The organism is Mammaliicoccus fleurettii (genome assembly GCF_003970575.1).
In the GTDB taxonomy this organism is placed as follows: domain Bacteria; phylum Bacillota; class Bacilli; order Staphylococcales; family Staphylococcaceae; genus Mammaliicoccus; species Mammaliicoccus fleurettii.
In genome coordinates this window covers 24,437-48,051 of the sequence record NZ_RXWZ01000085.1, presented here as the reverse complement: position 1 = coordinate 48,051, position 23,615 = coordinate 24,437, and the positions used below count along the sequence as shown (strand labels likewise).

At 30.6% G+C, this 23,615-nt stretch carries 24 protein-coding genes, 1 other RNA gene and 1 pseudogene; 4 read left to right on the top strand and 22 right to left on the bottom strand.

Features of this window, described 5'->3' with window-relative positions:
• Window positions 1–198: 198 nt before the first annotated feature.
• The 13 genes from CD129_RS07660 to CD129_RS07600 all read right to left on the bottom strand — a co-directional run bounded on the left by CD129_RS07660 (window position 199) and on the right by CD129_RS07600 (window position 8,375).
• Window positions 199–420, bottom strand: coding sequence for a YozE family protein (locus CD129_RS07660; RefSeq protein ID WP_078358163.1), 222 nt, complete (start codon window positions 418–420; stop codon window positions 199–201).
• Window positions 421–924, bottom strand: coding sequence for a PTS sugar transporter subunit IIA (locus CD129_RS07655; RefSeq protein WP_078358165.1), 504 nt, complete (start codon window positions 922–924; stop codon window positions 421–423).
• A 14-nt stretch (window positions 925–938) separates the two neighbouring features.
• The gene (msrB, locus tag CD129_RS07650; RefSeq protein ID WP_107509851.1) at window positions 939–1,367 is read right to left on the bottom strand and encodes a peptide-methionine (R)-S-oxide reductase MsrB; all 429 of its coding nucleotides are present in this window, start codon (window positions 1,365–1,367) and stop codon (window positions 939–941) included.
• A 1-nt stretch (window position 1,368) separates the two neighbouring features.
• Window positions 1,369–1,887 (bottom strand): peptide-methionine (S)-S-oxide reductase MsrA, encoded by a 519-nt coding sequence (gene msrA, locus CD129_RS07645; protein ID WP_078358167.1) that lies wholly within the window; start codon window positions 1,885–1,887, stop codon window positions 1,369–1,371.
• 24 nt (window positions 1,888–1,911) lie between these two features.
• Window positions 1,912–2,478 carry a DUF2140 family protein gene (locus CD129_RS07640; RefSeq protein ID WP_115337455.1) on the bottom strand — a complete coding sequence of 189 codons (567 nt, stop codon included), beginning with the start codon at window positions 2,476–2,478 and terminating at the stop codon, window positions 1,912–1,914.
• The gene (locus CD129_RS07635) at window positions 2,468–3,310 is read right to left on the bottom strand and encodes a DegV family protein (RefSeq protein ID WP_115337454.1); all 843 of its coding nucleotides are present in this window, start codon (window positions 3,308–3,310) and stop codon (window positions 2,468–2,470) included. Before CD129_RS07635 ends, CD129_RS07640 begins: the two co-directional genes overlap by 11 nt.
• Window positions 3,297–4,046, bottom strand: coding sequence for a lysophospholipid acyltransferase family protein (locus tag CD129_RS07630; protein WP_115337453.1), 750 nt, complete (start codon window positions 4,044–4,046; stop codon window positions 3,297–3,299). Before CD129_RS07630 ends, CD129_RS07635 begins: the two co-directional genes overlap by 14 nt.
• 4 nt (window positions 4,047–4,050) lie before the next feature.
• Window positions 4,051–4,524 carry a dihydrofolate reductase gene (locus CD129_RS07625; protein WP_115337452.1) on the bottom strand — a complete coding sequence of 158 codons (474 nt, stop codon included), beginning with the start codon at window positions 4,522–4,524 and terminating at the stop codon, window positions 4,051–4,053.
• A gap of 15 nt (window positions 4,525–4,539) precedes the next feature.
• Entirely contained in the window at window positions 4,540–5,493 is a 954-nt protein-coding gene (locus tag CD129_RS07620) for a thymidylate synthase (RefSeq protein ID WP_115337451.1), read from the bottom strand.
• 338 nt (window positions 5,494–5,831) lie between these two features.
• Window positions 5,832–6,620, bottom strand: a complete 789-nt coding sequence (locus tag CD129_RS07615) for a class I SAM-dependent methyltransferase (protein WP_115337450.1) — start codon at window positions 6,618–6,620, stop codon at window positions 5,832–5,834.
• Window positions 6,604–7,041: a BrxA/BrxB family bacilliredoxin gene (locus CD129_RS07610; protein ID WP_115337449.1), complete on the bottom strand. Its 438-nt coding sequence runs from the start codon at window positions 7,039–7,041 to the stop codon at window positions 6,604–6,606. Before CD129_RS07610 ends, CD129_RS07615 begins: the two co-directional genes overlap by 17 nt.
• Before the next feature lie 4 nt (window positions 7,042–7,045).
• Window positions 7,046–8,170: a virulence factor gene (locus CD129_RS07605; protein WP_115337448.1), complete on the bottom strand. Its 1,125-nt coding sequence runs from the start codon at window positions 8,168–8,170 to the stop codon at window positions 7,046–7,048.
• A gap of 10 nt (window positions 8,171–8,180) precedes the next feature.
• Entirely contained in the window at window positions 8,181–8,375 is a 195-nt protein-coding gene (locus CD129_RS07600; protein WP_115337447.1) for a zinc-finger domain-containing protein, read from the bottom strand.
• 151 nt (window positions 8,376–8,526) lie between these two features.
• Between CD129_RS07600 and CD129_RS07595 the strand changes: the two genes are divergently transcribed.
• Entirely contained in the window at window positions 8,527–9,216 is a 690-nt protein-coding gene (locus CD129_RS07595) for a queuosine precursor transporter (protein WP_115337446.1), read from the top strand.
• 95 nt (window positions 9,217–9,311) lie between these two features.
• Here the strand turns inward: CD129_RS07595 and CD129_RS13195 are convergent, their stop codons facing one another.
• Entirely contained in the window at window positions 9,312–12,344 is a 3,033-nt protein-coding gene (locus CD129_RS13195) for a Rib/alpha-like domain-containing protein (RefSeq protein ID WP_160149113.1), read from the bottom strand.
• Complete coding sequence (locus tag CD129_RS07575) at window positions 12,341–13,048, bottom strand: YSIRK-type signal peptide-containing protein (RefSeq protein ID WP_160149112.1); 708 nt, start codon at window positions 13,046–13,048, stop codon at window positions 12,341–12,343. Before CD129_RS07575 ends, CD129_RS13195 begins: the two co-directional genes overlap by 4 nt.
• 452 nt (window positions 13,049–13,500) lie before the next feature.
• Between CD129_RS07575 and CD129_RS07570 the strand changes: the two genes are divergently transcribed.
• Entirely contained in the window at window positions 13,501–13,908 is a 408-nt protein-coding gene (locus CD129_RS07570; RefSeq protein ID WP_107510170.1) for a ribonuclease HI family protein, read from the top strand.
• Between the two features lie 31 nt (window positions 13,909–13,939).
• On the opposite strand, the gene CD129_RS07565 is transcribed toward CD129_RS07570, so the two are convergent.
• Both CD129_RS07565 and CD129_RS07560 read right to left on the bottom strand, forming a co-directional pair.
• Window positions 13,940–14,824: a 5'-3' exonuclease gene (locus tag CD129_RS07565; protein WP_078356657.1), complete on the bottom strand. Its 885-nt coding sequence runs from the start codon at window positions 14,822–14,824 to the stop codon at window positions 13,940–13,942.
• Between the two features lie 11 nt (window positions 14,825–14,835).
• The gene (locus CD129_RS07560) at window positions 14,836–18,264 is read right to left on the bottom strand and encodes a dynamin family protein (protein WP_115337444.1); all 3,429 of its coding nucleotides are present in this window, start codon (window positions 18,262–18,264) and stop codon (window positions 14,836–14,838) included.
• 283 nt (window positions 18,265–18,547) lie between these two features.
• Here CD129_RS07560 and CD129_RS07550 point away from each other — a divergent pair, with 283 nt between their 5' ends.
• Together CD129_RS07550 and CD129_RS07545 are read left to right on the top strand one after the other, a co-directional pair.
• Window positions 18,548–19,027 (top strand): cytochrome c oxidase subunit II, encoded by a 480-nt coding sequence (locus CD129_RS07550; RefSeq protein WP_078356655.1) that lies wholly within the window; start codon window positions 18,548–18,550, stop codon window positions 19,025–19,027.
• Window positions 19,024–20,676, top strand: a pseudogene (locus tag CD129_RS07545) (b(o/a)3-type cytochrome-c oxidase subunit 1). The gene CD129_RS07550 and the pseudogene CD129_RS07545 overlap by 4 nt, the downstream one beginning before the upstream one ends.
• Before the next feature lie 83 nt (window positions 20,677–20,759).
• Here the strand turns inward: CD129_RS07545 and CD129_RS07540 are convergent.
• From CD129_RS07540 to CD129_RS07520, 5 genes are all read right to left on the bottom strand, one after another.
• Complete coding sequence (locus tag CD129_RS07540; RefSeq protein ID WP_115337443.1) at window positions 20,760–21,884, bottom strand: THUMP domain-containing class I SAM-dependent RNA methyltransferase; 1,125 nt, start codon at window positions 21,882–21,884, stop codon at window positions 20,760–20,762.
• Between the two features lie 81 nt (window positions 21,885–21,965).
• An RNA gene (rnpB, locus tag CD129_RS07535) (RNase P RNA component class B) lies at window positions 21,966–22,335 on the bottom strand.
• A 47-nt stretch (window positions 22,336–22,382) separates the two neighbouring features.
• A complete protein-coding gene (gene gpsB / locus CD129_RS07530) occupies window positions 22,383–22,697 on the bottom strand; it encodes a cell division regulator GpsB (RefSeq protein ID WP_078356652.1) in 315 nt (104 codons plus the stop codon).
• 13 nt (window positions 22,698–22,710) lie between these two features.
• Window positions 22,711–23,271, bottom strand: coding sequence for an SLOG family protein (locus CD129_RS07525; protein ID WP_078356651.1), 561 nt, complete (start codon window positions 23,269–23,271; stop codon window positions 22,711–22,713).
• Window positions 23,268–23,597 carry a DUF1798 family protein gene (locus CD129_RS07520; RefSeq protein ID WP_115337442.1) on the bottom strand — a complete coding sequence of 110 codons (330 nt, stop codon included), beginning with the start codon at window positions 23,595–23,597 and terminating at the stop codon, window positions 23,268–23,270. Before CD129_RS07520 ends, CD129_RS07525 begins: the two co-directional genes overlap by 4 nt.
• Window positions 23,598–23,615: the final 18 nt, after the last annotated feature.

Here is a 23,615-nt window from a genome sequence, read left to right as displayed (position 1 = left end):
TGTCACTACAGATGTTAATAATACAGTAACAAATAATATAATTAGTAATTTATATAGTGGCATTGTAATTTCTTGCTTTTGCTTATTTTTAAATGGTTTCATTTACTCACAACTTTCTTGTCAAATATAATTTATTCTAACAGTTAATTCATACAAAGAAAAACACTTTGGTGCACTCGACACCAAAGTGTTAAACATTTAAAATTTCAACCATTCTTCATATGAATCAAATAAATCATCGAAAACACTCATTGGCTGAGTAAACATAGCTTCTGTTTCTAAATAGTCAGAAAGTGTATGATAATCATTTGTAAACTTTGGGAATGATAAATCTTGGAAAATTAAATCAGCTAATTTTCCGATTTCACTATTTTCATTACGTTTCGTTAGAGCATATTGATAGAATGAATATTGTTTCATTTATTTCATTTTCACATCAATAGCTTTAGTTTCACCTTTAACTAAACTTTCTAATGATTCAATGTTAATATTTTCTGCATCATCAGTATTTGTAATGATAACAGGACTAATAACAGATTTAACTTTAGCTTCGATTGTTTCGATGTCAAATTTCAACAATTCATCACCTTTACTTACTACGTCGCCAGTGTTTACAAGTGCTTCGAAACCTTCTCCACCTAATTGTACAGTTTCTAGACCAACGTGTATGAGAACTTCTAAACCATTAGAAGCTTTAATACCTACTGCATGATTTGAAGGTTTAAATACATTAACAATTTCGCCGTCGAAAGGTGCTACTACAACACCTTCTGAAGGTTTAATACCAAAACCTTCACCCATCATTTTTTGAGCAAAAACAGGATCTGGAATGTCTTCAATAGCTACATATTCTCCAGTAATTGGTGCATATACTTCAACATTTGTATCTTTAGATTTGTTACCGCCAAATAATTTTTTAAACATAAGTATCTTCTCCTCTAGTTATTAAAATGATTTACTAATTCTCCATACCCTAATTCTTCTAACTTATCGTATGGTATAAATTGTACAGCAGCTGAATTAATACAATATCTTAAACCACCTGTTTCTTTTGGACCATCATTAAAGACATGCCCTAAATGGCTATCAGAATCTTCAGAGCGTACTTCAGTTCTTATCATACCATGAGTTTTATCTACAAGTTCTATAACTTCTTGATCATCTAATGCTTTTGAGAAACTTGGCCAACCGCAATCAGATTCAAATTTCTCTTCTGAAGTAAATAAAGGTTTACCTGATAATTTATCAATATAAATGCCTTTATCAAAGTGGTTCCAATATTCATTTTGAAAAGGTGGTTCAGTTCCATTTTGTTGTGTAACTAAAAATTCCATTTCATTTAATTCATCTTTATTTTTTTTTAGCATTTTAACGCCCCCAATATTTTTCTATAAATGCTTTACGTCCAGAACCTTGTTGATATCCTTGATAATGTGCAGGATTTTTTAAATAATAATCTTGATGATGCTCTTCCGCCGGATAAAAATTCTTATAAGGTTTAACTGGTGTAATGACGGGTTTATCAAAAATTTGTTGTTCATTTAATTGATTGATTTTATTTATTGCAGTTTCTTTTTGATCTTCATCATGATAGAAAATAACTGGTTCGTAACTTTCTCCTCTATCGAAAAACTGACCTCTATTATCAGTTGGATCAAATGTTTTAAAGTATATATTAAGAATAGATTCAAAATCTGTGTCTTCTTCATCATATTCAATTTGAACTGCTTCTACATGTCCAGTTTGATTTGTACAAACTTCTTCATAAGTAGGATTCTCAGTATGTCCCCCACTATAACCAGAAGTAACTTCTATAATGCCAGGAAATTCATTGAATGGTTTCACTAAACACCAAAAACATCCCCCAGCTAATGTTGCATATGCCATAGTTGTACCTCCTTTGATGATTAATTACTTTAGCTTAATATCAAAATACCATTTTTTTGCTGAAATATCTAATGTTTGAATTTGTATAGATTCAACGTTATCAATATCTAATTGATCTAAAGAGAGATAGACAGACTCATCTTTAGGATTTACTTGAATATATGGTGGAAGGTCGCTATGTTTTTTTATTTGTGATAGTACAAATGGGTTTGAAATGTTCAGTTTACCTATATCAATAGCTTTTATTTCAAATTTTATAGTTTCATTATTTAACTTTACTGGTTTTGTTTTAAGGGTGATATCAATGTCTTTTCCCAATATTTTAGTACTTGTATCAAATGACAAAGATTTTGTTGTGATTTTCGATTGAATATTATACTTTTTAATTGAAGCATTCATTAATGATTCTAGTTCAGAATTACTAAAAGAAATCGTGAAATCTTTGTCGATTTTTTCAGGATTATTATTTGGATGGTTACTATCATCTGATATAGATACGAATATATATACCGTGGCTGTAAGTATTAATATAATAAGAATAACAAAAGCAAAAAACCATGCCCGATGATTCATCCAATTTTTATTTTCCATAAAAGAACACGCCTATAGCGCCTTCACCTGTATGTGTTGAAACGACAGGTGTTGTTACTGCAGTATCAAACTTTTGAATATTTTTCTTTTCTTTAATTGATTTCATAAGTTTATTCACTAGTTGTTCTGCATTTGCATCTGCTATACCTATTTTAATGATTTCTTTCTTTTCTAAAAATACATCAAGTTCTTTCATAAGGTATTTAATGACAGCATTTTGAGTTCTAGCATTATGCATCATTTCTATTTTTCCGTTAATTACTTCACCAATTAGTTTAATATTCATAAGTGAACCAATAAGCCCTTTAGCTTTCCCAATTCTGCCACCTTTAATTAGGTTGTCAATATTACCTATAACAACAAATAATCTTAAATTATTTTTAATAACTTCAAGTTGTTCAACAATTTCTTCAATATTTTTTCCTTCATTAATCATTTTAACTACTTCTTCAATTTGGAAGCCATAAGCTAAAGAAATGAATTTACTATCAATAACTGTAACTTTGCTATCAGTCATTTGTGCTGCTTGTTGTGCTGCACTGAATGTTCCAGATAACTCTGAAGTCATATGAATACTAATAATGTCCGAACCATCTTTACCTAATTCGTCATATGTCTCTACTATTTTACCAATTGCAGGTTGACTCGTTTTCGGTAGTTTTTTAGCTTCTCTCATTTTTTCAAGGAATTCTGTTGAACTCATTTCAGTTTGATCTTCATAAATAACGCCATCGATAAGTATATTTAATGGCACAACTGTTATATTGTTTTCCTTAAGATAATCTGCTGACAAGTCAGTTGTTGAATCAACAACGATTTTAATTTTTGACATAATGATTCTCCTTTAATGATTGAACAGTATTACTAATTTCCCCTTGGACATATTGGCTGACTTCTTGCATTGTTTTGTCTTCAAAGATTGAAGGATCAATCGGGTCTAAAATATGCACGTAAACATCTCCGGGAACGATTTTCTTTGAGTCTTGTGCTTCCATTATATTAGATGTTCCATATATTGCGATTGGCACGATTTTAACTTTTGCAGATTTCGCCAATTTAAATGATCCTGCTTTAAATTCTTGCATTTCTCCACCTTTACTTCGACTTCCTTCTGGAAAAATTAGCAGTGAATGTTGTTCTTTTAATTTATTTATACCATCTTTAATCATTTTTAAACTTGCTCTTCTATTTGAGCGATCTAAATAAATACAATTCATTTCTTCCATCCATGGTTTTAAAAATGGAATATTTTCTACTTCTTTTTTTGAAATAAAACCAAATGGTTGTGGTAAATGATTAATTAATACTGGAATATCAAAGTTTCCTTCGTGATTTGAAATATATAACACGGGTTCGTCTAGTGAATTTGTGTTACCAGTAATATGAGTTTGAACACCTGCTGATTCCAAAATTCTTGTTGCCCATTTTCTAGCATATAAATAAACCATTTCATCTTGAGTTTGTATATCATCAACCAGCACTTTTTTCTTCTTAACTTTATTTAACTGTGAAGTAACTAGCGCTGCATATCCAATGATATAGCCAAATGTTTTAGCTGTTCTTAACATACTATTATTTCCTTTCCAAATGCATATATGTGTGAGGTAATGTGTTTTTTTCATCTAATGTACCTGCTTCAGATGATATAACTTTCCAATCTTTAAATTCGTATGGTGGGAAAAAGGCATCACCTTGGAATTTATCTTCAATAACAGTTATATACATATCGTCGACGCGATCCATCATTTGCTCGTATAGACCTTGTCCTCCAAATATAAATATATGTCCATCTAAATGATCAATTTCATCTAAGGAATGAATGACATCTACACCTTCATGTTCAAAAGAACGATTTGAAGTTAATACGACATTTCTTCTATTTGGTAGTGGTCTACCTAATGATTCAAATGTTTTTCTTCCCATCACAATAGTATTACCCGTTGTTAATGCCTTCACTCTTTTTAAATCATTTGGTAAATGCCATGGCATTTTATTATCTAAACCTATTACTCTGTTTTGATCATGACATACTATAATTGATTTCATTGTATTTACTCCTTCTTAAACTGCAATTGGTGCTTTAATACTTGGATGTGATTGATAATCTACTATTTCTAAATCTTCATATTCAATATCGAATAATGACTTATCAGTATTAATTTTAAGTTTAGGTGCAGAATATGAATCTCTAGAAAGTTGTTCTTCAATTGCTTCGATATGATTTTTATAGATGTGAGCATCTCCAAAAGTATGAACAAACTCCCCTACTTCTAGGTTACATTCTTTAGCAATTAAATGTGTTAATAAACTATAACTAGCAATATTGAATGGTACTCCTAAAAAGATATCGGCACTTCTTTGATATAACTGACAGCTTAATTTTCCATCTTTAACATAAAATTGGAATAACGTGTGACATGGTGGTAAAGCCATTGTCTCAATTTCAGTTGGATTCCATGCAGAAATAATATGTCTACGAGAATTTGGATTTTGCTTAATATTTTCAATTAATGTCTTAAGTTGATCAAATCGTTGACCATCTTGATCTTTCCAATCTCTCCATTGTTTACCGTAAACGTTACCTAAATCACCATATTTTTGCATAAAATCATCGTCGTTAAGTATTTTATTTTTAAAAATAGCTAATTGTTCTTTATATTGATCGTTAAACTTGTCATCAACTAAAGCACGACGACCAAAATCATTCATATCAGGTCCATTATATTCTTCACTTTCAATCCATTTTTTAAAAGCCCATTCATTCCAAATGTTATTTTTATATTGTAATAAGTATCTTATATTAGTATCACCTTTAATAAACCATAAAAGTTCGGTAGCGATTAATTTAAAAGATACCTTCTTAGTTGTTAATAGAGGAAATCCTTCAGACAAGTCAAATCTCATTTGGTGGCCAAATATAGAAATAGTACCCGTACCAGTTCTATCGTCTTTACTTTTACCTTCGTTTAATACTTTGTTACATAAATCATGATACGCTTTATCAAAGTTATTCATTTGAGCACCTCTTTTTCTTTATTCTTCCTTATCTATATTAACGAAAAAAATTATATTTTACTACTGATATAATAGAAAATGATATCGATAAAAGATAGAATCTTTCACTAAAATTATGTATAATAGAATTAAATTAACGAAGAGATCACAATTCAAAGGAGGCTATTTCAATGAATGAAATATTCGCTGTTATAGGGTTTTTCTTATTATTAAGTTATATGATTAGTATGTGCATTACTGAATAGTACTTAAAAGGGGCAATAGAACTTGGGACTTAAATCCCTTTCTTAACTAAAATCACCCAATCCGTTAGTCTTATTTTCGGATTGGGTGATTTTTTATTTTGATTTTGTACTTAGTCCATAATGTGTTTTAGAACTTTTTCGTAAACATTGTGTGACTTTTAATTTTTTAAAGATATGACTTTTATAATGTGCCTTTACTATTAAATATTTATAATCTTCAATAGGTTTTATGTTTTGAATTACATCTGTCATTCGAGACAATTCACCCATTCTATCGTTTTCGACTAACGTTTGTTCAAACATGTGATCTAAATAAAGTACATCTACTAATTTAGTGTTTTGCTTAACCCAATTGTTGTAATCATCATTTATAAAATGAATGCGTTCAAATTCTTCTGGTTCTAGATAATTTTTCATGCCTTCTGAAATAACGAAATATATAAGAGGATTTTGCTCTATTGCATATATATTTGCTTGCTTAAAAGTCTTCAATGTCATATAACTATCTCTTCCAAACCCCATTGTTCCATCTATGAAATTAAAAGTTGATAAATTACTTGTTATATCATTCAGCATTTCTATAAGTATAGGTTGTTTATTTTGTTTCAACATGTGTAATTTAACTTTTACGGTATCTAAATGAAAATAAATTGGAGTCTCCGGTGAAAAATATAATTTTGGCCCATTTCTTTCAAAGACTATGATCGGTGTAGTATCATTTTGAAATAATTGCTTAATTGTTAGTTTGTTTCGTTTGATAGTTTTAACTTCATTCACAAATTCTAATTTAGATAATATAGCAAATGCATCTTCTACTTGATTGTAGAGAGATGCATTAACTTTAACTGCAGTTGTTAATCTAACGTTAGTCACAGTATTCATCAAAAGCGTCTTTAATATCCATGCAAATCTCTTGGATATCTCTTCCTTCAATATGTTCACGTGGCATAAAGTATTTAAGCTCTTTACCTTTAAATAAAGCCATAGATGGACTTGATGGTACTTGAGCAATATATGCTCTCATCGTTTCTGTTGCTTCTTTATCTTGACCAGCAAATACAGTAGCTGTTCTAGCAGGTTTCTTATCGTTTTGCTGAGCTACTGTGACAGCTGCTGGACGAGCTAAACCTGCCGCACAACCACATACTGAGTTAACTACAATAAACGTTGTTTCATTTTGATTTACATTATCCATAAAATCTTTAACTGCATCAGGTGTTTCTAAACTTTCGAAACCTTGTCCAGTTAATTCTGTTCTCATCGGTTGAGCTAATTCTTTCATATATTGTTCGTATGCATTCATAATATTATTCCTCTCTCTTTCTATTCGCCATTTGTTTCCACACAGATCCTAAAGCAGCTTCACCATTTTCAATTCTTTCAATTGCCATTTGAACTTGTAGTTTAACGTCAAATGCTGGATCATCTTGTCTGTTTTTTAAAGCTTCTAAAGCTGTTTCATCGCCTTCATCAAATATAAACATAGCTGCACGCCATCTTACAATTTTTTGAGGATCTTCAAGTGCTTCGATCATAACGGGTAAAGCTTCTTTATAGCCTAAGTCACTTAAACAATCTCCAGCAGTTCTTCTTACAGAAACAACTTTATCTTTCATACCTTCATATAGATAAGGTAATGTTTCTTTTTGCTCTATCATTCCTAATAAAACGATCGCCATTCTTCGTACTTGAGGTTTCTCATCATGTAATGCTACTTCCAATAATGAATAATCCTCTTCAGTAGGAGTTGGAAAATCGTTTAACATTCTTAATTTTACTTTCCAATCTTGCTCTTGTTCAAAAGTTTCTTTATCAACATGAACAAATTGTTTTTCAGGAATTGTAATATCACTTGTTAAAGCTTCTTCAACTAGCTCATCTAAAATTGCTTTAGGATATAATGCTAGTAATTCTTCTTGAACTGTTTCAAGAACTTCTTCAACTTCACCATAACGAACGCCTAAATCTTCCCATTTTCTCAAAAATACAACATTATCAGTGTCTTTAGTAGCTTTCAACATACTATCGATATAAATCTCTGGTAATTGTTTTCTCTTTTCTTCTTCTTGAGTTGTTAATTTAATTTGGTATGGAATTCCTTTAAACTTTAAGACTTCTGCTTTTACTTCACCAAAATGTTCATTTACTTGATTGTTATTTGAGTCTGAATCCTGATCTGACCCAGAAATAGCAGTTGTTACATCTTTTAGTAAAGTATCCCAATTTTCTTTAGGACGTTTATCCACGGCAATAAAATCCATAACATGGAATACAGATTTAATACCTTCTAAATTTAATATACGGTTAATGAATTCAGGATTATGATCATTAACTTCTGTATAAGTGTTTGAAGATCTGTCTTCCTTTTTAAATGATAAAACGATTTTCATAGTGTTAGGACTTGGTGTTGGTTCAACTCTAACAATTTCCATAATATCCTCCTTATTGCAATTTGTTGCCTAGTTGTTTAATTCGTATACCTACAGAACATTCAGATATACAATATTGATGTGCTTGGTGTTTTCCTCGAGTTTCTCTATAATGCGTTTTAAGTAAACACCCTTTGCAGTATGTTTCCATTAATTGATCTATTTGTTTGATTGCTACTTTTTCTTCTTGAGCTAAAATAAGTGTCACTCCCTTACTAGACCGTTATTATACCATTCATAATACGAATTGTTTACGATAAAGCTTATTGATTTTTATAACTTTGAGCCGTATAATAAATAAGTTCGATTATCGCGGTTTCTAAACACCCGCAATATCAAAATTTAGGAGGAACAAAGTTATGTATAATGAATTAATAGGAATCGGTACATTCTTCATCACATTTATATTGATGCTAGTCCTATACCGTTTCTTTGGAAAAACTGGCCTATTTGTTTGGGTTGCTATAGGTACTATTATAGCAAATATACAGGTTATTAAAACAGTAGAACTATTTTCAGTTAGTGCAACACTTGGAAATGTAATGTTCGCATCAATTTATCTTGCAACAGATATATTAAATGATATATATGGTAGAAAACAAGCTAAAAAAGCAGTTTGGCTTGGATTTTCATCAGTTATCGTAATGGTCATTTTACTTCAATGTTCGCTAACATTCATACCAGCTCAAGATGATGTTTCACAAAAAGCGCTGGAAACTATTTTTAATATTGTACCTAGAATTGCATTAGGTTCAATAATCGCTTATGTTATTGGACAACATTTAGATGTACTTTTATTTAATTTAATTAAGAATAAGTTCTCATCAGATAAAACATTCTATATAAGAGCATATGGTAGTACTATTGTCAGTTCTATAATTGATACAGCAATATTTGTGTTAATTGCATTTTATGGCAACCTACCAAATAGTGTAGTATTTGAAATCTTTATTACAACATATTTCTTAAAACTACTTACAACAATATCAAATGTACCATTCGGTTACATTGCAAAGTCAATGTATAGAAAAGGCAAAATTAATGATTAAAACAGGTAAGTATTATAACTTTTAATACTGAAAAAATCTCCCAATCCTTAAAATTATTTTAGGAATGGGAGATTTTTTTAACACATTATATATTATTAATTCTCTTCTTTTTTATCTTTACGACGACCAAATAAGAATAATGCGCCCACACTTGCAAATAAAGTACCGAATAAAGTTGCGTTTTCAATTGGTTGTTCACCAGTATTAGGTAGAACTTCTGTTTTTGAAACATTTTCATTATTCATTTCTTTATTTTTAGTGATTTTATTTTGTTCATTGCCTATTGAAGTTTCTTTTAAAGCACTTTCTAGTTTGTTATTAGACAATTTGTTTTGATTATGAGGTTCTATAAGTTCATGAGATTTAATTGTTTGAACAGAATCTTTATTTTCTGTCTTTCTAGAATTTGACATGTCATGTCCACTTTCTTTTGAATTAACAATTATTTTAACATTTACTATTTTTGTAGAACCATCTGGATAAGTAACTTTATCAGGAATAGTTTGCTTAGTACCTGAAATTACATTTGCTGGAGGTGTAACTGATAACGCACCAGTTTTAGAATTTATTTTTATATTCCACTTACTTGGTACTGTTGCTCCAGGTATTTCGAATTTTGTGTTTTTAGGCAGTTTTCCATCACCAATTTGTGGAATGGTAATACTTTTAACAGGTGAAATATTTATCGGATTATCACCATATCCAGGCTTGTTTTTATCTACATCTTTAACTTTGTTATTAATCATATCAGTAGGATTTGATTGTAACTTAAGTTTTGAATTATCTGAAGCAATCGGTGATTCTGCTTTGCCCGTTACTTTCGCTGTATATTTATTTTCAGGTAATGGTGCTGTTGGTATAATTTCAACAATACCTTGATCATTTGCGATCCCTTCTCCAACCTTGTTACCATCTTTATCGAAAATTTCTACTTTATAGCCTGGTTTAGATATTATGATAATTGGATCTTTTGTACTAGCTTTACCCGTTAAGTCTGTTTGAGTATCAGGTTTAGTTGATTGTGTTGTATCTTTCGATTTGACTAGTTCAGAAGCATCAGACGTATTCGGTGTTTCAGCGTTATCCGTTGCTTTGGTTGTGATATTACCTTCAGGTAATGGTTTTGTCGGCGTAATTTCAACAATACCTTGATCATTAGCGACGCCTTCACCAATCTTATTGCCATCTTTATCGAATAATTCTACTTTAGATCCTGGATCAGCTTTTACAACGATTGGATCTTTCGTACCAGCTTTACCAGTTAAATCTGTTTGAATCACAGGTTTAGTAGGCGACGTTGTATCTTTCGTTTTGACTGGTTCAGAAGCGTCAGACGTATTTGGCGTTTCCGCATTATCTGTCGCTTTAGCCGTGATATTACCTTCAGGTAATGGAATAGTTGGTGTGATTTCAGCTACACCTTGATCATTAGCGATGCCTTCACCAATCTTATTGCCATCTTTATCGAAGATTTCAACTTTAGTTCCAGGGTCAGCTTTTACAGTAATTGGATCTTTCGTACCAGCTTTACCAGTTAAGTCTGTTTGAATGACAGGTTTATTTGGAGGTGTTGTATCTACAACGGTGAATTTGAAATTTTTACCTATACTATTTCCACTTGGATCTACATATTCAACAGATATTCTACTTGTACCTTCAGTTGTTGGTGTACCGGTAATTTGCTTAGTTTGACTGTTATAAGTTAGTCCTGGAGGTAAACCTGTTACGCTAGTTGGTTCTACATCACCGCTATTATCTGTCGCGTTAGGTATCGATATCGGTTGTATAGCTACATCTTTTTCATTAGTTTTATTTTGTAGAGTTGGAGCTACAGGTGGTGTCGTGTCTATAACTTCAATTACTACTGGCACATCATCGTAACTGTTATCTGGGTATGTTACTCGTACTGTAGCATTTTTATCACCGACAGTTCGCGTATCTATTTGTGTTATATACTCATATCTTGTACCATTTGGTGTTCCAGCTGGTAAACTGATTGATTGGTCGACAGATGGTGTTTCATTTATCTCAACTGTTTGGTTAATAGCAGTTGGATTATATCTATCTGCATCTGTTTCTTTACGAGTAGCGACTTTTGGAGCACTCGGAAACAATTCTCTTCCTTTAGTTACTATTCTTGCTGTAACATCTCCTTCAGGAATATCTACTGTCGGTGTTATAGGTGCTTTACCATTTGATTGGACAACACCTTCAACAATTACATTATTACTTTTATCGTATAATTTAATTGCTAATCCTGGTAATGAATATACAACAACAGGAGTTTTGGTATTAGCTTTTTCAGTTAAATCTGTATGAATAGTAGGACTAATAGTGGTATTATAAACACCTCTAACTCTAAATGTATTTTGTTTATTTCTAATGCTAGTATTCAATCCACCAGCACCAATAACAAATGATTTGAATTTATGATCACCAGTTGATGTATCTGTAGGGTCTTCATATTTTGAAAGTAATGTTGTTAATGGTACTCTCACTTCAAATTCAACAATAATTTTCTCAGAATGAGATCCATATACTACTTTGACTTGAGATGTAAGAGGATAGATGAAATCTCTTGTTATATCATTATATATTTGAGGTCTCTTTAATCTAAACGTCTTATTTAAATCTTCGGTATAAACTTTAATTGTATTTATGCTTTGGCCATTTTTTTCTAATTTAACTATTTTAATATTTCCTTCACTTGCAGCGAAATAATATTTCATACTTCCTCTATTGGCACTGTTGTCATTGAATTTAATTTTATATCTTATAACAGCATTATCACCTTCACGTGCTACGTTTACTAATTGCATATTAGCAAGTAAATGGAATTGGTCTCCTTGGTTATTACCACCAAAGTCTCTATCACCCAGAGGACCAAAGTCATATTCTTGAGCAATACCTGTTGGATATGGTCCTTGAGCAGCTCTAAACACTGATAAACTAGGAGCAGGATAAATATTTCCGTAATTTGATTGGAAAGATTTATTTAAAGCTAATGCTTTTTGTTGTGCTCTTGTTAAATCATAATAGAAAGCTTGAATATTTAAGTTCTTAAGTTCTTCAAAATCAATTGAAAAAATCTCTCTTGGACTTAATTTCTTAAATTCTTCAACAGTCATCTTATTAGAGGTACTTCAGTTACTTTGACTGTTTTAGGTGTCACGTTATTATCATTATTATTTGTATTATTTATCTCATTATTATTTCTATTTTGAATTGCTTCATTTGAATTGTTTTTCTCTACAATTGTTTTTTCATTATTTTCAGGTTCAGTTAAATTTGTTTTTATTTCTGTATGTGGCGTTTGTTGAGGAGATGAATTATGTTGATCTACTGTATTTGTCGTAGTTGACGCCTTGATAGATTGGTTTACATTATTTTCAGGTTTATCTAATTCTTTATTATTTTCTTTAGTAACAATCGTATCTTTGTTTAATGTGTTTTCCTCATTATAAGTTGATTTTTCTGTATTTTTTTCTTCTTGTGTTGTTTCATTCCCCACTTTTGATCTTTGATTATCTATTTCTTCAGCTTTAGATTGTTCTTCTATTTGTTCATTTGTTTTTACATTATTAGTTGGTGCTTCATTATTCTGTTCTACATTTTCGTTTGTGTTTTGATTTGATTGTTCATTACTTGTATCATTTGTTGTTTCTGTAGGTTTTACTGATTCTTCTTGATTGGTAACATCTATATTTTTTTCTGATGCAAAAGCTTTATCTGATGGATTACCAAGAAATAAAAGTGTGCCGATTAATATTGAGCATGTACCAATAGTATACTTTCGAATACTAAACTTTTGTAATTGCCGTTGATTGTCCATTAGCAATCTCCTTTTCATAGATAATAATTTAAATTGGAGTGCTACTTTACTCATACGATGATTCTTATGTAACTATTTTATTTTTATTTCACTAGTAATGTGTTCAAAAAATCTCTAAATGAATCTAAGATATATGAGCTAAGTTTCACACTAGCAATATGTGAATGGTGATATTAAATTACTCTCCTTCCATATAAACTATTCACATATTTGATTTGGAACAAAATTAAATTTTGTTCCAAAATATTATATCATCTTTATTGTGCGAATAAAATACTATATTTTTAAATCTCTATAAAATATTTATATAAATTTTAAACTCTATAATATCTCGTTATAGTATGTCGTATTCAAATATTATTCCTGTATTCTCGCTTGCATTTAATTGAACTATGCTAGATGTTCATGTAAATTAGATATAATGATGAATTTAATTGAAAGAGATGATATTAGTGCCACAAATTTATTTTGATGCAGCGACTAAAGGTAATCCTGGTGAAAGTACATGTGGAATTGTAATTATAGTAGATAATGAGAGGCATTATTTTACGGAAAGCTTAGGATTGATGGATAATCATCGTGCTGAGTGGGAAGCATTTATCTTATCACTAAAGCATGCTGCTGAATTAAATGTTAATAATGCTTTAGTGTATACAGATTCAAAATTGATTGGTGATAGTATAGAGAAAAATTTTGTGAAGAATGAAATGTTTAAATCGTATTTTAATGAATATAAACAATTGCAACAGAAATTTGATTTAGTATTTGTTAAATGGATACCAAGAGTACAAAATAAAGAAGCTAACCAATTAGCACAAACTGCATTAAGAAAGCATTTGAAAAAACGAAATAAAAAATAATAACCGCCAACTACATTGTTGGCGGTTATTATTATGAAAAGTTATTCATTAAATATTTACTTGAAACAAACAGTTCATGTTCATTACAAATATTTATAGAATTTTCTATATGATGATTGTATGTCATTTTATTTAATAAGTCTTCTGTTTCAAGTGGTACATCTGTATGAATTTGAGCTAGTCGTTTGGACATGGCTAAATCATCTCTATATGTGATAATTTTATTTTGTTGTCCTGCAGTTAATTCATCTATATTTTCTATAACATTTTCAACTGATTGATATTGTTGAATAAGTTTTATTGCAGTCTTCTCACCTATTCCTTTAACACCTGGATATCCGTCAGCAGTGTCACCCATAAATGCTTTTACATCTACTAATTGATGTGGCTCAAGACCATATTCTTCTCTAAATTTATGGATATCATATTTATTATATATATTGAATCCTTTTTTTGTTAGCCAGATGTTAACGTTTGTATCAATACATTGCAATAAATCACGGTCACCACTTACTACGTATGTTTCGTACCCTTTTTCTTGTGCCTTTTTACTAATCGTACCGATAACATCATCCGCTTCATAATTTGTTATACCTAAGTTAAACATTCCTAATTTTTCAGCAATCTCTTTCGCTCTATCAAATTGAGGTATCATCTCTTCTGGTGGTGCAACTCGGTTAGACTTATAAGCTTCAAACATGTCGTTACGAAATGTTTTTGAACCCATATCCCAACATACTGCAACGTGTGAAGGTTGTATATCGTTAATAACTGTATACGTATGTCTAACGAAACCTTGTACCGCGTTTGTGGGAATCCCTTTTGAATCTCTCATAAATTGCTTATGGATACTTGTAGCGTAAAAATGTCTAAATAATAAAGCCATTCCATCTATTAATAATATTTTATTTCCCATTTTGTTCTCCTCTATATCTCTTTTAAGACTTTTTCGATTTGTTCTATGACATTATTATCTATGTTAACAGATAAATATGATTCTATCAGTTTAATCGTTTCTTTGTTGTAATCTACTATATAATGTTCAGCTAAGTTATCATAGCCTTCAAGATTTTTAGTTAAAGCATTGTTAAAGTAGACGATTGGTTGATCTAATAACGACATTGTATCATTTAATATTGATGTTTGTACGTCCTTAGCTTTAGATGTTTTTAACAAATCTTTTTTCGAAATGGAACTAATTGTTTGATTAGAGATGTCTTGAATATTGATGTTTATCGGTTCTGGATTTATTTCATTGATAAAATCATGTTTGAACTTTGATACTAATATTGACGCTTCGTTTAATTCAACGATTGTTGGTGTAAGTAAATCATCAAATGTTCTTGAATAAAAGTTCTTTAATCTTTCAACTATGAGTGAACTTTCTAAACTTAATTTTTGATTTAAATCATCGACATATTGTTTTGTACTTGTTTGAAGTGATTGTTTAAAATCATCTGTAACAGTAGAAGTATTAAAATGTTTTTTCACAATATCGTTTAGTTGTATATTTAATCGGTCTTTCAAATAATAAAGTTGATCATGAATTTCTTTTTCTAGTTGATGATGCGATTTTACAACTATTTGATTAGTGAAGTTTTGTTTTTCTTTATATTTAAGTAATGTAGTATTTCTTTTTTCTAATTGTGCTTTATCTTGTCTATACGTATGGACCATTCTTTCAAGTTCACTAATCAATTGATTAATTCTTGATTCTACTTGAGATTGTAGGACAGTTTTACTTTCAACTTTAACAAAATGATCTATTGCGTTCATGAAATTATTGAAATAGTCGTCATAATTTTTAATAGCGAGTTTACTAGATACAGGATAACATTCAGGATTAATGTTTAATGCATCTAATGAGGACTCCACATATGAAATAACTGCATTTTTATCTTCTTCGGATTCAGCTAAGTCAATTGCATTAATAACGAATTTTAATCCTTGTGTTTGTTGCAAATTATTCATATCTCTCATATAAGTTAAAAATTCGCCATCTTTATCTGTAAAGGCATGGTTGTAATAGCTAACATATATTATAAGATCACTTGAAGCTATTATTTGTTCAGTTTCTCTCGTGTGTCTTTGGTTATTAGAATTTAATCCAGGTGAATCGATAATAATTTTATCTTTTAACCATTCTTCTTCAAGTCTTAAATTAATTTTATGCACAAATGCTGCGTGCGTATCATCTGCAGTTAGTTTTTCTAATTCTTCAAGTTTAAACTCAGTGGCTTTCTCTTTTTTCAGTGTATCTTCATAATATTTGAAGTTTGTTTCAATAGCTTCAAAAAATGCTATATGATTACTCGATAAAGAAGGATGTTGTTTTATATTTTTATCTTCTATAAAAGACTCAATAGAATCATAATTTTTATTCGCAAATTCTGTTATATGATTAATTTCTTCGAGTAATTGAGAATAAGTTTTAAAAGTAACTTCTTGTTTTGTTCCATAACTAATTTCAGTAATACTTGCAGTAGTTGGGTTTGGTGAACTTAATAATATAGGATTTCTTAAAATAGCATTAATTAAACTACTTTTCCCTGCACTGAATGTACCAAATACCGCGATTTTTGTAATGTTATTTTCTATACGCTGAACTTGGTTATGAATGTTTTCTACTTCACCTTCAAATAATGGAAGATTTTTCAACTTTGTTAATTTTTCATTTATATTAACGAGATTACTTTCTTTTTGTTTTGAGCTTTCTACTTTATATTGATGTTTCTTCTCAATTTGATTTCCTAAATCTATTTCTTCAATACGTACAAAATGTCTATCAATTAACTTATCAATAGATTCATCCAGATGAATATAGTAGTGCTGGTAATTATTTGTTATAAGAGAAGATTTTAAATTTTTGAATTCAATATATTCTTCATATTCACTTAGCTGGTTTGCACCTTCATTAGTTTCATTATGCACTTCACTTGAATTCACAATTTCTTCTATAAGTTGATTTGTATCATTACGAACTTTTCTAGTGATGATATCTACTATACCTTTCGTATATATAATTACATAATCATTCGTAATAGACGTTTGCTCTTGGACATGTTCAGCAAGTTCTTCTTTAGAAATTGTATATTGTTGGTTGATAATTTTTTCGAAAAGATTGGAATCTTTAATGTATTTATTAAGATGTTCTAATGATTTAATCCATACTTTTGTTATTTCATCATGTATTTTTAAATCTAATTCTTCTTTTACCGTATTTAACTTTTCTTCTTGAATAAGTTCTTTTTTCTTATCTTTGTTGAATAACCCTTTTACTTTATAATCTTTAGCTGTCGTTTCTAAATAAACACGAATCGTTTCTCTCATTTCGTAAGGCATTAGATAAGCGTTATCTAATATTTTTTTTCGCTTTTCTTTTAAATTTGATGTGAATTGATCTTTATTTTGAATAAGAGACTGTTCATTTTGAACGTTGAATTTTTCTTTATATGTTTGATAATCTTCATCAAATGTTTCTTCAGTTGATTCAATGTCTGAAAGAATAGATTCCATATGACGATTTATATATTCTAATTGCTCTTGTTTAATATAATTTGTTACGCGTTCAATAAATACTTGATGTTCAGTTCTGTTTTGATCAAGTTGATGAATGTATTCATTGAATTCAACTTTTTCATTGTTTGGTGTTTCATACTTTGATACATAGAATATTTTCTCTAAATTAAGTTTCCAATCTGTTACTGCTTTATTAACTCTACGTTTATATATATCAAAAGCTATTTCATTTTCATCATGTTTATCTACTTGATTCACTAGCAAAATAACAGGTATATCTAATTTGTTAAGAGACTTAATGAAATTGAAATTCATATCTGATTGTACGTGGTTATAGTCTACTGTATAAAAAACATAATTCGAAGTCAGTAAATATTGAAATGCACTTTCTCTATGGTTGTCACTCATAGAATCTACACCTGGCGTATCTTGAAAAGTGAAACCTTTATTAAATTTATCAGAAGTAAACTCTATCTCGATTGATTCTACCTTACGATCTTCAGTATTTAATCTTTTGACATCTTCTTGGTTATTCACCACTGTATATTGGTTATCACTTAAATTGACGGAAATACTATTTTTATTTGATGAAATTAATTGTGCGGTATTACTCGTTGTCGGCACTGGTGAACTCGGTAATATGCTTTGGCCGATAACATTATTTATTAATGTAGATTTTCCAGCTGAAAAATGACCTACAAAGCTAACAGTATATTGTTCATTATATACTTTCTTAATCATTTCATTGATTTGTTTAATCAATTGTTGATTTGATGATTTTTCAATTTCTTTTTTTAGTTTATAGAGTAAATCTAATGATTCTTGATTACTTTCCATTTTAATTCCCCTTCATTTATGCACAAATAATTTAAATAATGTGATTTACATCACATTTTTTTCTATCTCTATTCTATTATAAATAATGAAGAGAATATAAGAAAGGATGAATCATATGACAGTCCAAAAAAATGACCTTAGTAATAAAACTGATGACCATTCACATGATGATCTCGACCTAAGAGGCACGCTCTACTCAGTTTTTACATTGGGAGGAATTTTTGCAGTATTATGGGTGATTTGTTTTATTTTATTTTTGATAAGAATGTAAGGGGTGAAATTTGTGCATAAATATGAAAAGTTATGGTTAACCATAGGAACAGCTTCTTTAGTATTGTTTCTCGCAATTTTAATAATCACTGGATTACATAATGGACATAAGCCAGCCGCTTCTGGTAGAGAGTATGTAAATCCAGATAAAGTCGATCAAATTGAACCTTTTAATAAGCCGGGTCTCAATAAAGTGGATGGTAAAGATTATGACTATGAACTAGTAATAGTCGCTTCAGCTTTTAATTATCAACCTGGGAAAGTAGAAATACCTAAAGGTTCGAAAGTAAAAATCATTGCAACAAGTAAAGATACTTTGCATGGCTTCAGTTTACCTGGAACAAACGTTAACATGATGCTTGAACCAGGACACATTAGTGAATATACAAAGACATTTAATGATAAAGGCGAATATTTGATCATCTGCAATGAATATTGTGGTGTCGGTCATGCAGATATGAAGTCGATGATAAAGGTTGTGGATAAAAAATGATAACACGTTTAAATAAGTCAGACAGTAAACTCGTTATGGCACATATGTATGTGGCAATTGGTTGTTTAATTCTAGGGGGACTCGCAGGTTTATTACAAACTTTCGTCAGATCAGGTTTATTACAATTACCTAAGAATATTTCTTATTATCAAATTTTGACTGTACACGGTATTGTTTTAGCACTTGTACTTACAACTTTCTTTATTTTAGGGTTTCAATATTCAGCAGTAGCCAAAACATGTGGACATTTAACATCCGTACAAAGAAAATTAGGATGGATTGGCTTTTTTGTAATGATTGTTGGAACACTTATGGCTGCTACAATGGTGTTACTTAATAAGGCAACAGTTTTATATACTTTTTATGCACCATTACAAGCACACGTCATATTCTATGTAGGTATGGCTTTAGTAGTTGTAGGTAGTTGGATTTCTGTAATTGGCCAAATTTTGAAATATAGAGAATTTAAGAAGACTTATCCAGGTAAGAAATCTCCCCTACTTAGTTATATGGTAGCAATAAATGGAGTAATGTGGATTGTATGTTCGTTAGGGGTTGCAGCAACAGTGCTTTTTCAATTAATACCATGGTCTTAAGGTTTAGTTGAAAGAGTTGATGTGTCTTTAAGTAGAACATTATTTTGGTATTTTGGACATGCATTAGTTTATTTCTGGTTATTGCCAGCTTATATGTGTTGGTATGCAATTGTACCGAAAATAATAAACGGCAAAGCATTCTCAGATAACTTAGCAAGAATGTCATTTATGCTTTTCTTATTCTTCAGTATTCCTGTTGGGATACACCACCAATTAGTTGAACCTGGAATTGATGATATATGGAAGTATTTACAAGTAGTTCTAACATTTATGGTAGTAGTACCTTCATTTATGACAGCATTTAGTTTATTTGCAACTTTCGAGCATCATGGGCGTTCTTTAGGATATAAAGGATTATTTACATGGTTTAAATCTTTACCTTGGAACGATGCAAGATTTGTATTACCTTTCTTAGGTATGTCGGCATTTATACCTGGAGGTGCTGGAGGCTTAGTAAATGCTTCAGCACAAATGAATGGTCTTATACACAATACGATTTGGGTAACTGGACATTTCCATTTAACAATCGCATCAGCTGTTATATTAACTTTCTTCGGCATAATGTACTGGTTGATACCTCATTGTACAGGCAGAAAATTGACTAAATTTACTAATAAATTAGCAATTATACAAGGTTATACTTGGGCTATCGGAATGACAATTATGAGTGGTGCAATGCACTATGTAGGTTTATTTAAAGGTGCTCCAAGAAGATCGACTTTTTCTGAATATGGTGGCGCTAAACAAGCGGCAGAGTGGATCCCGTATCAAGTTTTACAAGCCGTTGGGGGAACAATTCTATTTATTTCAATTATATTAGTTGTAATGATATTTATACACTTAGCTTTCTTATCACCAAAAGGAGAAGAAGAATATCCAATTGCGGAAGCATTAGATGAGCAACAACCAGTAACTAAACTTGTAGAAAACTGGAGATTCCTCATCATCATTACTGTATTATTAATTCTAATAGCTTATACAGTTCCGATTGGTCAAATGTTTATAGATCCACCACCAGGCGCTAAAGGATTAGGTGAAGGTAAACTTTGGTAAGTAAATTGAAATTTTATTAAGTACGCTTCATACAAAAAAGATGAAACACCCACAATTGGATGTTTCATCTTTTTATTTATGTTTTATTTACTTCGCTTACCCCAATATTGATAGTAAGTACATTCGATATAACCGTTAAATAATTTTCTTCGCTTAGTAGCTTTTGTACCTACTAAAGGTTCGAATTCTTTATAACTCGTTAACATATATAATGAAACTTGGTTATTCTTGTTTAATATTTCACCTAAATGTTTGTACATTGCTTCTACTTCGCTTCGTTCACCTATACGTTCTCCGTATGGTGGATTCCCTATTATTGAAACAGGTCCTTCTGGTACTACTAAATCATGTACATCTTGAACAGTAAATTTAATTATATCGCCTAGTCCAACTTCTACAGCATTTGCTTTCGCTATTTCTACCATTCTAGGGTCTATATCGCTAGCCACAATATCAATCTCTTTATCATATAAAGCTTCTTCATCTGCTTCTTGTCTTAATTGATCATATAAGCCTTCTGGAATGATATCCCATTCTTCACTTGCAAAGCTACGATTGAAACCTGGTGCAATGTTCTGAGCTATTAGAGCTGCTTCAATTGCAAGAGTACCTGAACCACAGAATGGATCTATAAATGGTGTTTCTCCACTCCAGTTTGTTAATCTTACGAGTGCAGCTGCTAAAGTTTCTTTCATTGGGGCTTCACCTTGTGCTAAACGATAACCTCTTTTATGAAGTCCTGAACCTGATGTATCAATTGTTAATAATGCTTCGTCTTTTAGCAATGATACTTCTACTTGATATTTACTACCAGATTCATCAATCCAACCTTTAATGCTATATACATGTTTAAGTCTTTCAACTATCGCTTTTTTAACGATTGCTTGGCAGTCAGATACACTAAATAATTTAGATTTAACGCTTTTGCCTTGTACTGGAAACATGCCTTGAGCTCCAATAACATTTTCCCATGGTAGTGACTTTGTCTTTTCGAATAGTTCATCAAAAGTTGTTGCATTAAATCTTCCGACTACTATTTTGACTCTATCAGCAGTTCTTAACCATAAATTTGCTTTAACAATTGCTTTTTCGTCACCTTCGAATAATACGCGACCATTTTCTACAGTCGTCTCATACCCTAATTCTTGAACTTCTTTAGCAACAATTGATTCTAATCCCATGGGACTAGTAGCGAGTAATTGATACATGTATATACTCCTTTATATTTAAATTATTATTTACAAATAAAAAGCTCTCCTACTTGGGAGAGCGACACTAGTAAGTGATAAATCTGTAAGCCATGTTTTGTCCTTTAGTACTGCTAACGTGTACTAGTTACACTCGTACGCCAGTGATAATCATCTGTCTGTATGATTACATACCTTCTCATTCCGTTCATTTCCGTCAAAGAAGTGCTCCTACCAATTTTGGATTGCTCACTCGAGGGGTTTACCGCGTTCCACCTTCTACATTTCTGTAGAAGCTACGTCACTGTGGCACTTTCAAACTACTTTAACCATATTATAAATAACTTAGGTTATTTCGTTGCCGTCAATTAATTGCCTTGGCTTATTGTTTCGCCAAGCACGAACACTACATTCATCTCAGAATGTGTGAGCATGGACTTTCCTCTACATAATGTAGCGATTATCCGAAATACCACTCGACTTAGAATTATAGCATAAACTAAGAAAAATAACTATAATTTATTCACCAAATACAGCTTTTTCAAGATTAGAGATTCTCTTTAATATATCTACATTATTAGAATTATATTGTTGTGAACCTTGTGGTCTTCCTGATGCAACACGCAATCTTAACTCTTCGATTTCTTTTTTTAGTTTAGAATTTTCTTCTGTTAACTTTAGTACTTCATTATTTAAGTCAGCCATCTTTTGATAGTCTGAAATAATGTCATCTAAAAAAGCGTCTACTTCTTCAGTTTTAAAGCCTCTTAAACTTTTTTCGAATTCCTTTTCATAAATATCTTTAGCAGATAGTTTTAATGTTACATCAGCCATATTTACACCTCATTTAATAAGATTCATTTTCATTATTATAATTAAATTCCATAAAGTCTTGTAAATCGATGAACGTAATAACATTATAAGTATAATTTGTCTTTTCAGCAAAATCAACTAACTTACTTTTGAAGTACTTTGGTGAAGCTTCTTGTTCGTCATCATAGAATAAAATGGTTTTGTCGGTATTATCCAAAATAAAATCATTTGCTTGTTGGAATTGAAATGCTCCTTGGTATTCATTTTGATGAATAGCATTTACGTAATCAGCTTGAGCAACAATACTTTGATATTTATGCTGGTTTGTTTCATTCCATTTATTAAAATGATTCAAGAATGGCGTTAAAATTGCAAGTTTCAATTGAGGATATTTACTTTTCATTTCTATTGTAACTTCAGCTGCCCACAATTCAAAGCCAAGCTGACCAGATATTATTGCCCATTCCATACCTTCCTCAATTTCTTGTTCAATGATTTCCTTAATATATGCTTTGATCACTTTAACTTCAGGCTGATCATCTTTAAATATATTGAGTTCAAAAGGTTTATAGCCAGTAAAGTATATGGATGTCATGACAAATCACCTAAATGTGTATGAATATAATTCAAATCATGTTGTACTGCTTTATGTTTCTCTAGAAACATTTTTTTACTCGTTCTTTTATAATGACATTCAACTGATAATTCTTTATAGTTATCAATTAGTAAATAAAACTTTTGTTCGTTCATATACTGTAATTTTAGAATTTCTTGTTGTTGCGAAGAAAGTTTATCTAGTAACTCGTCAACCACTTCAACAAATGGGACGACATCATTATAAAAATCATACTCATGATCATCTTTAGCATTTTTAAATATTTGCAGCATATCATTCAATTTATTTATAAGATTTAATAACATAATTATCCCTACTATCAA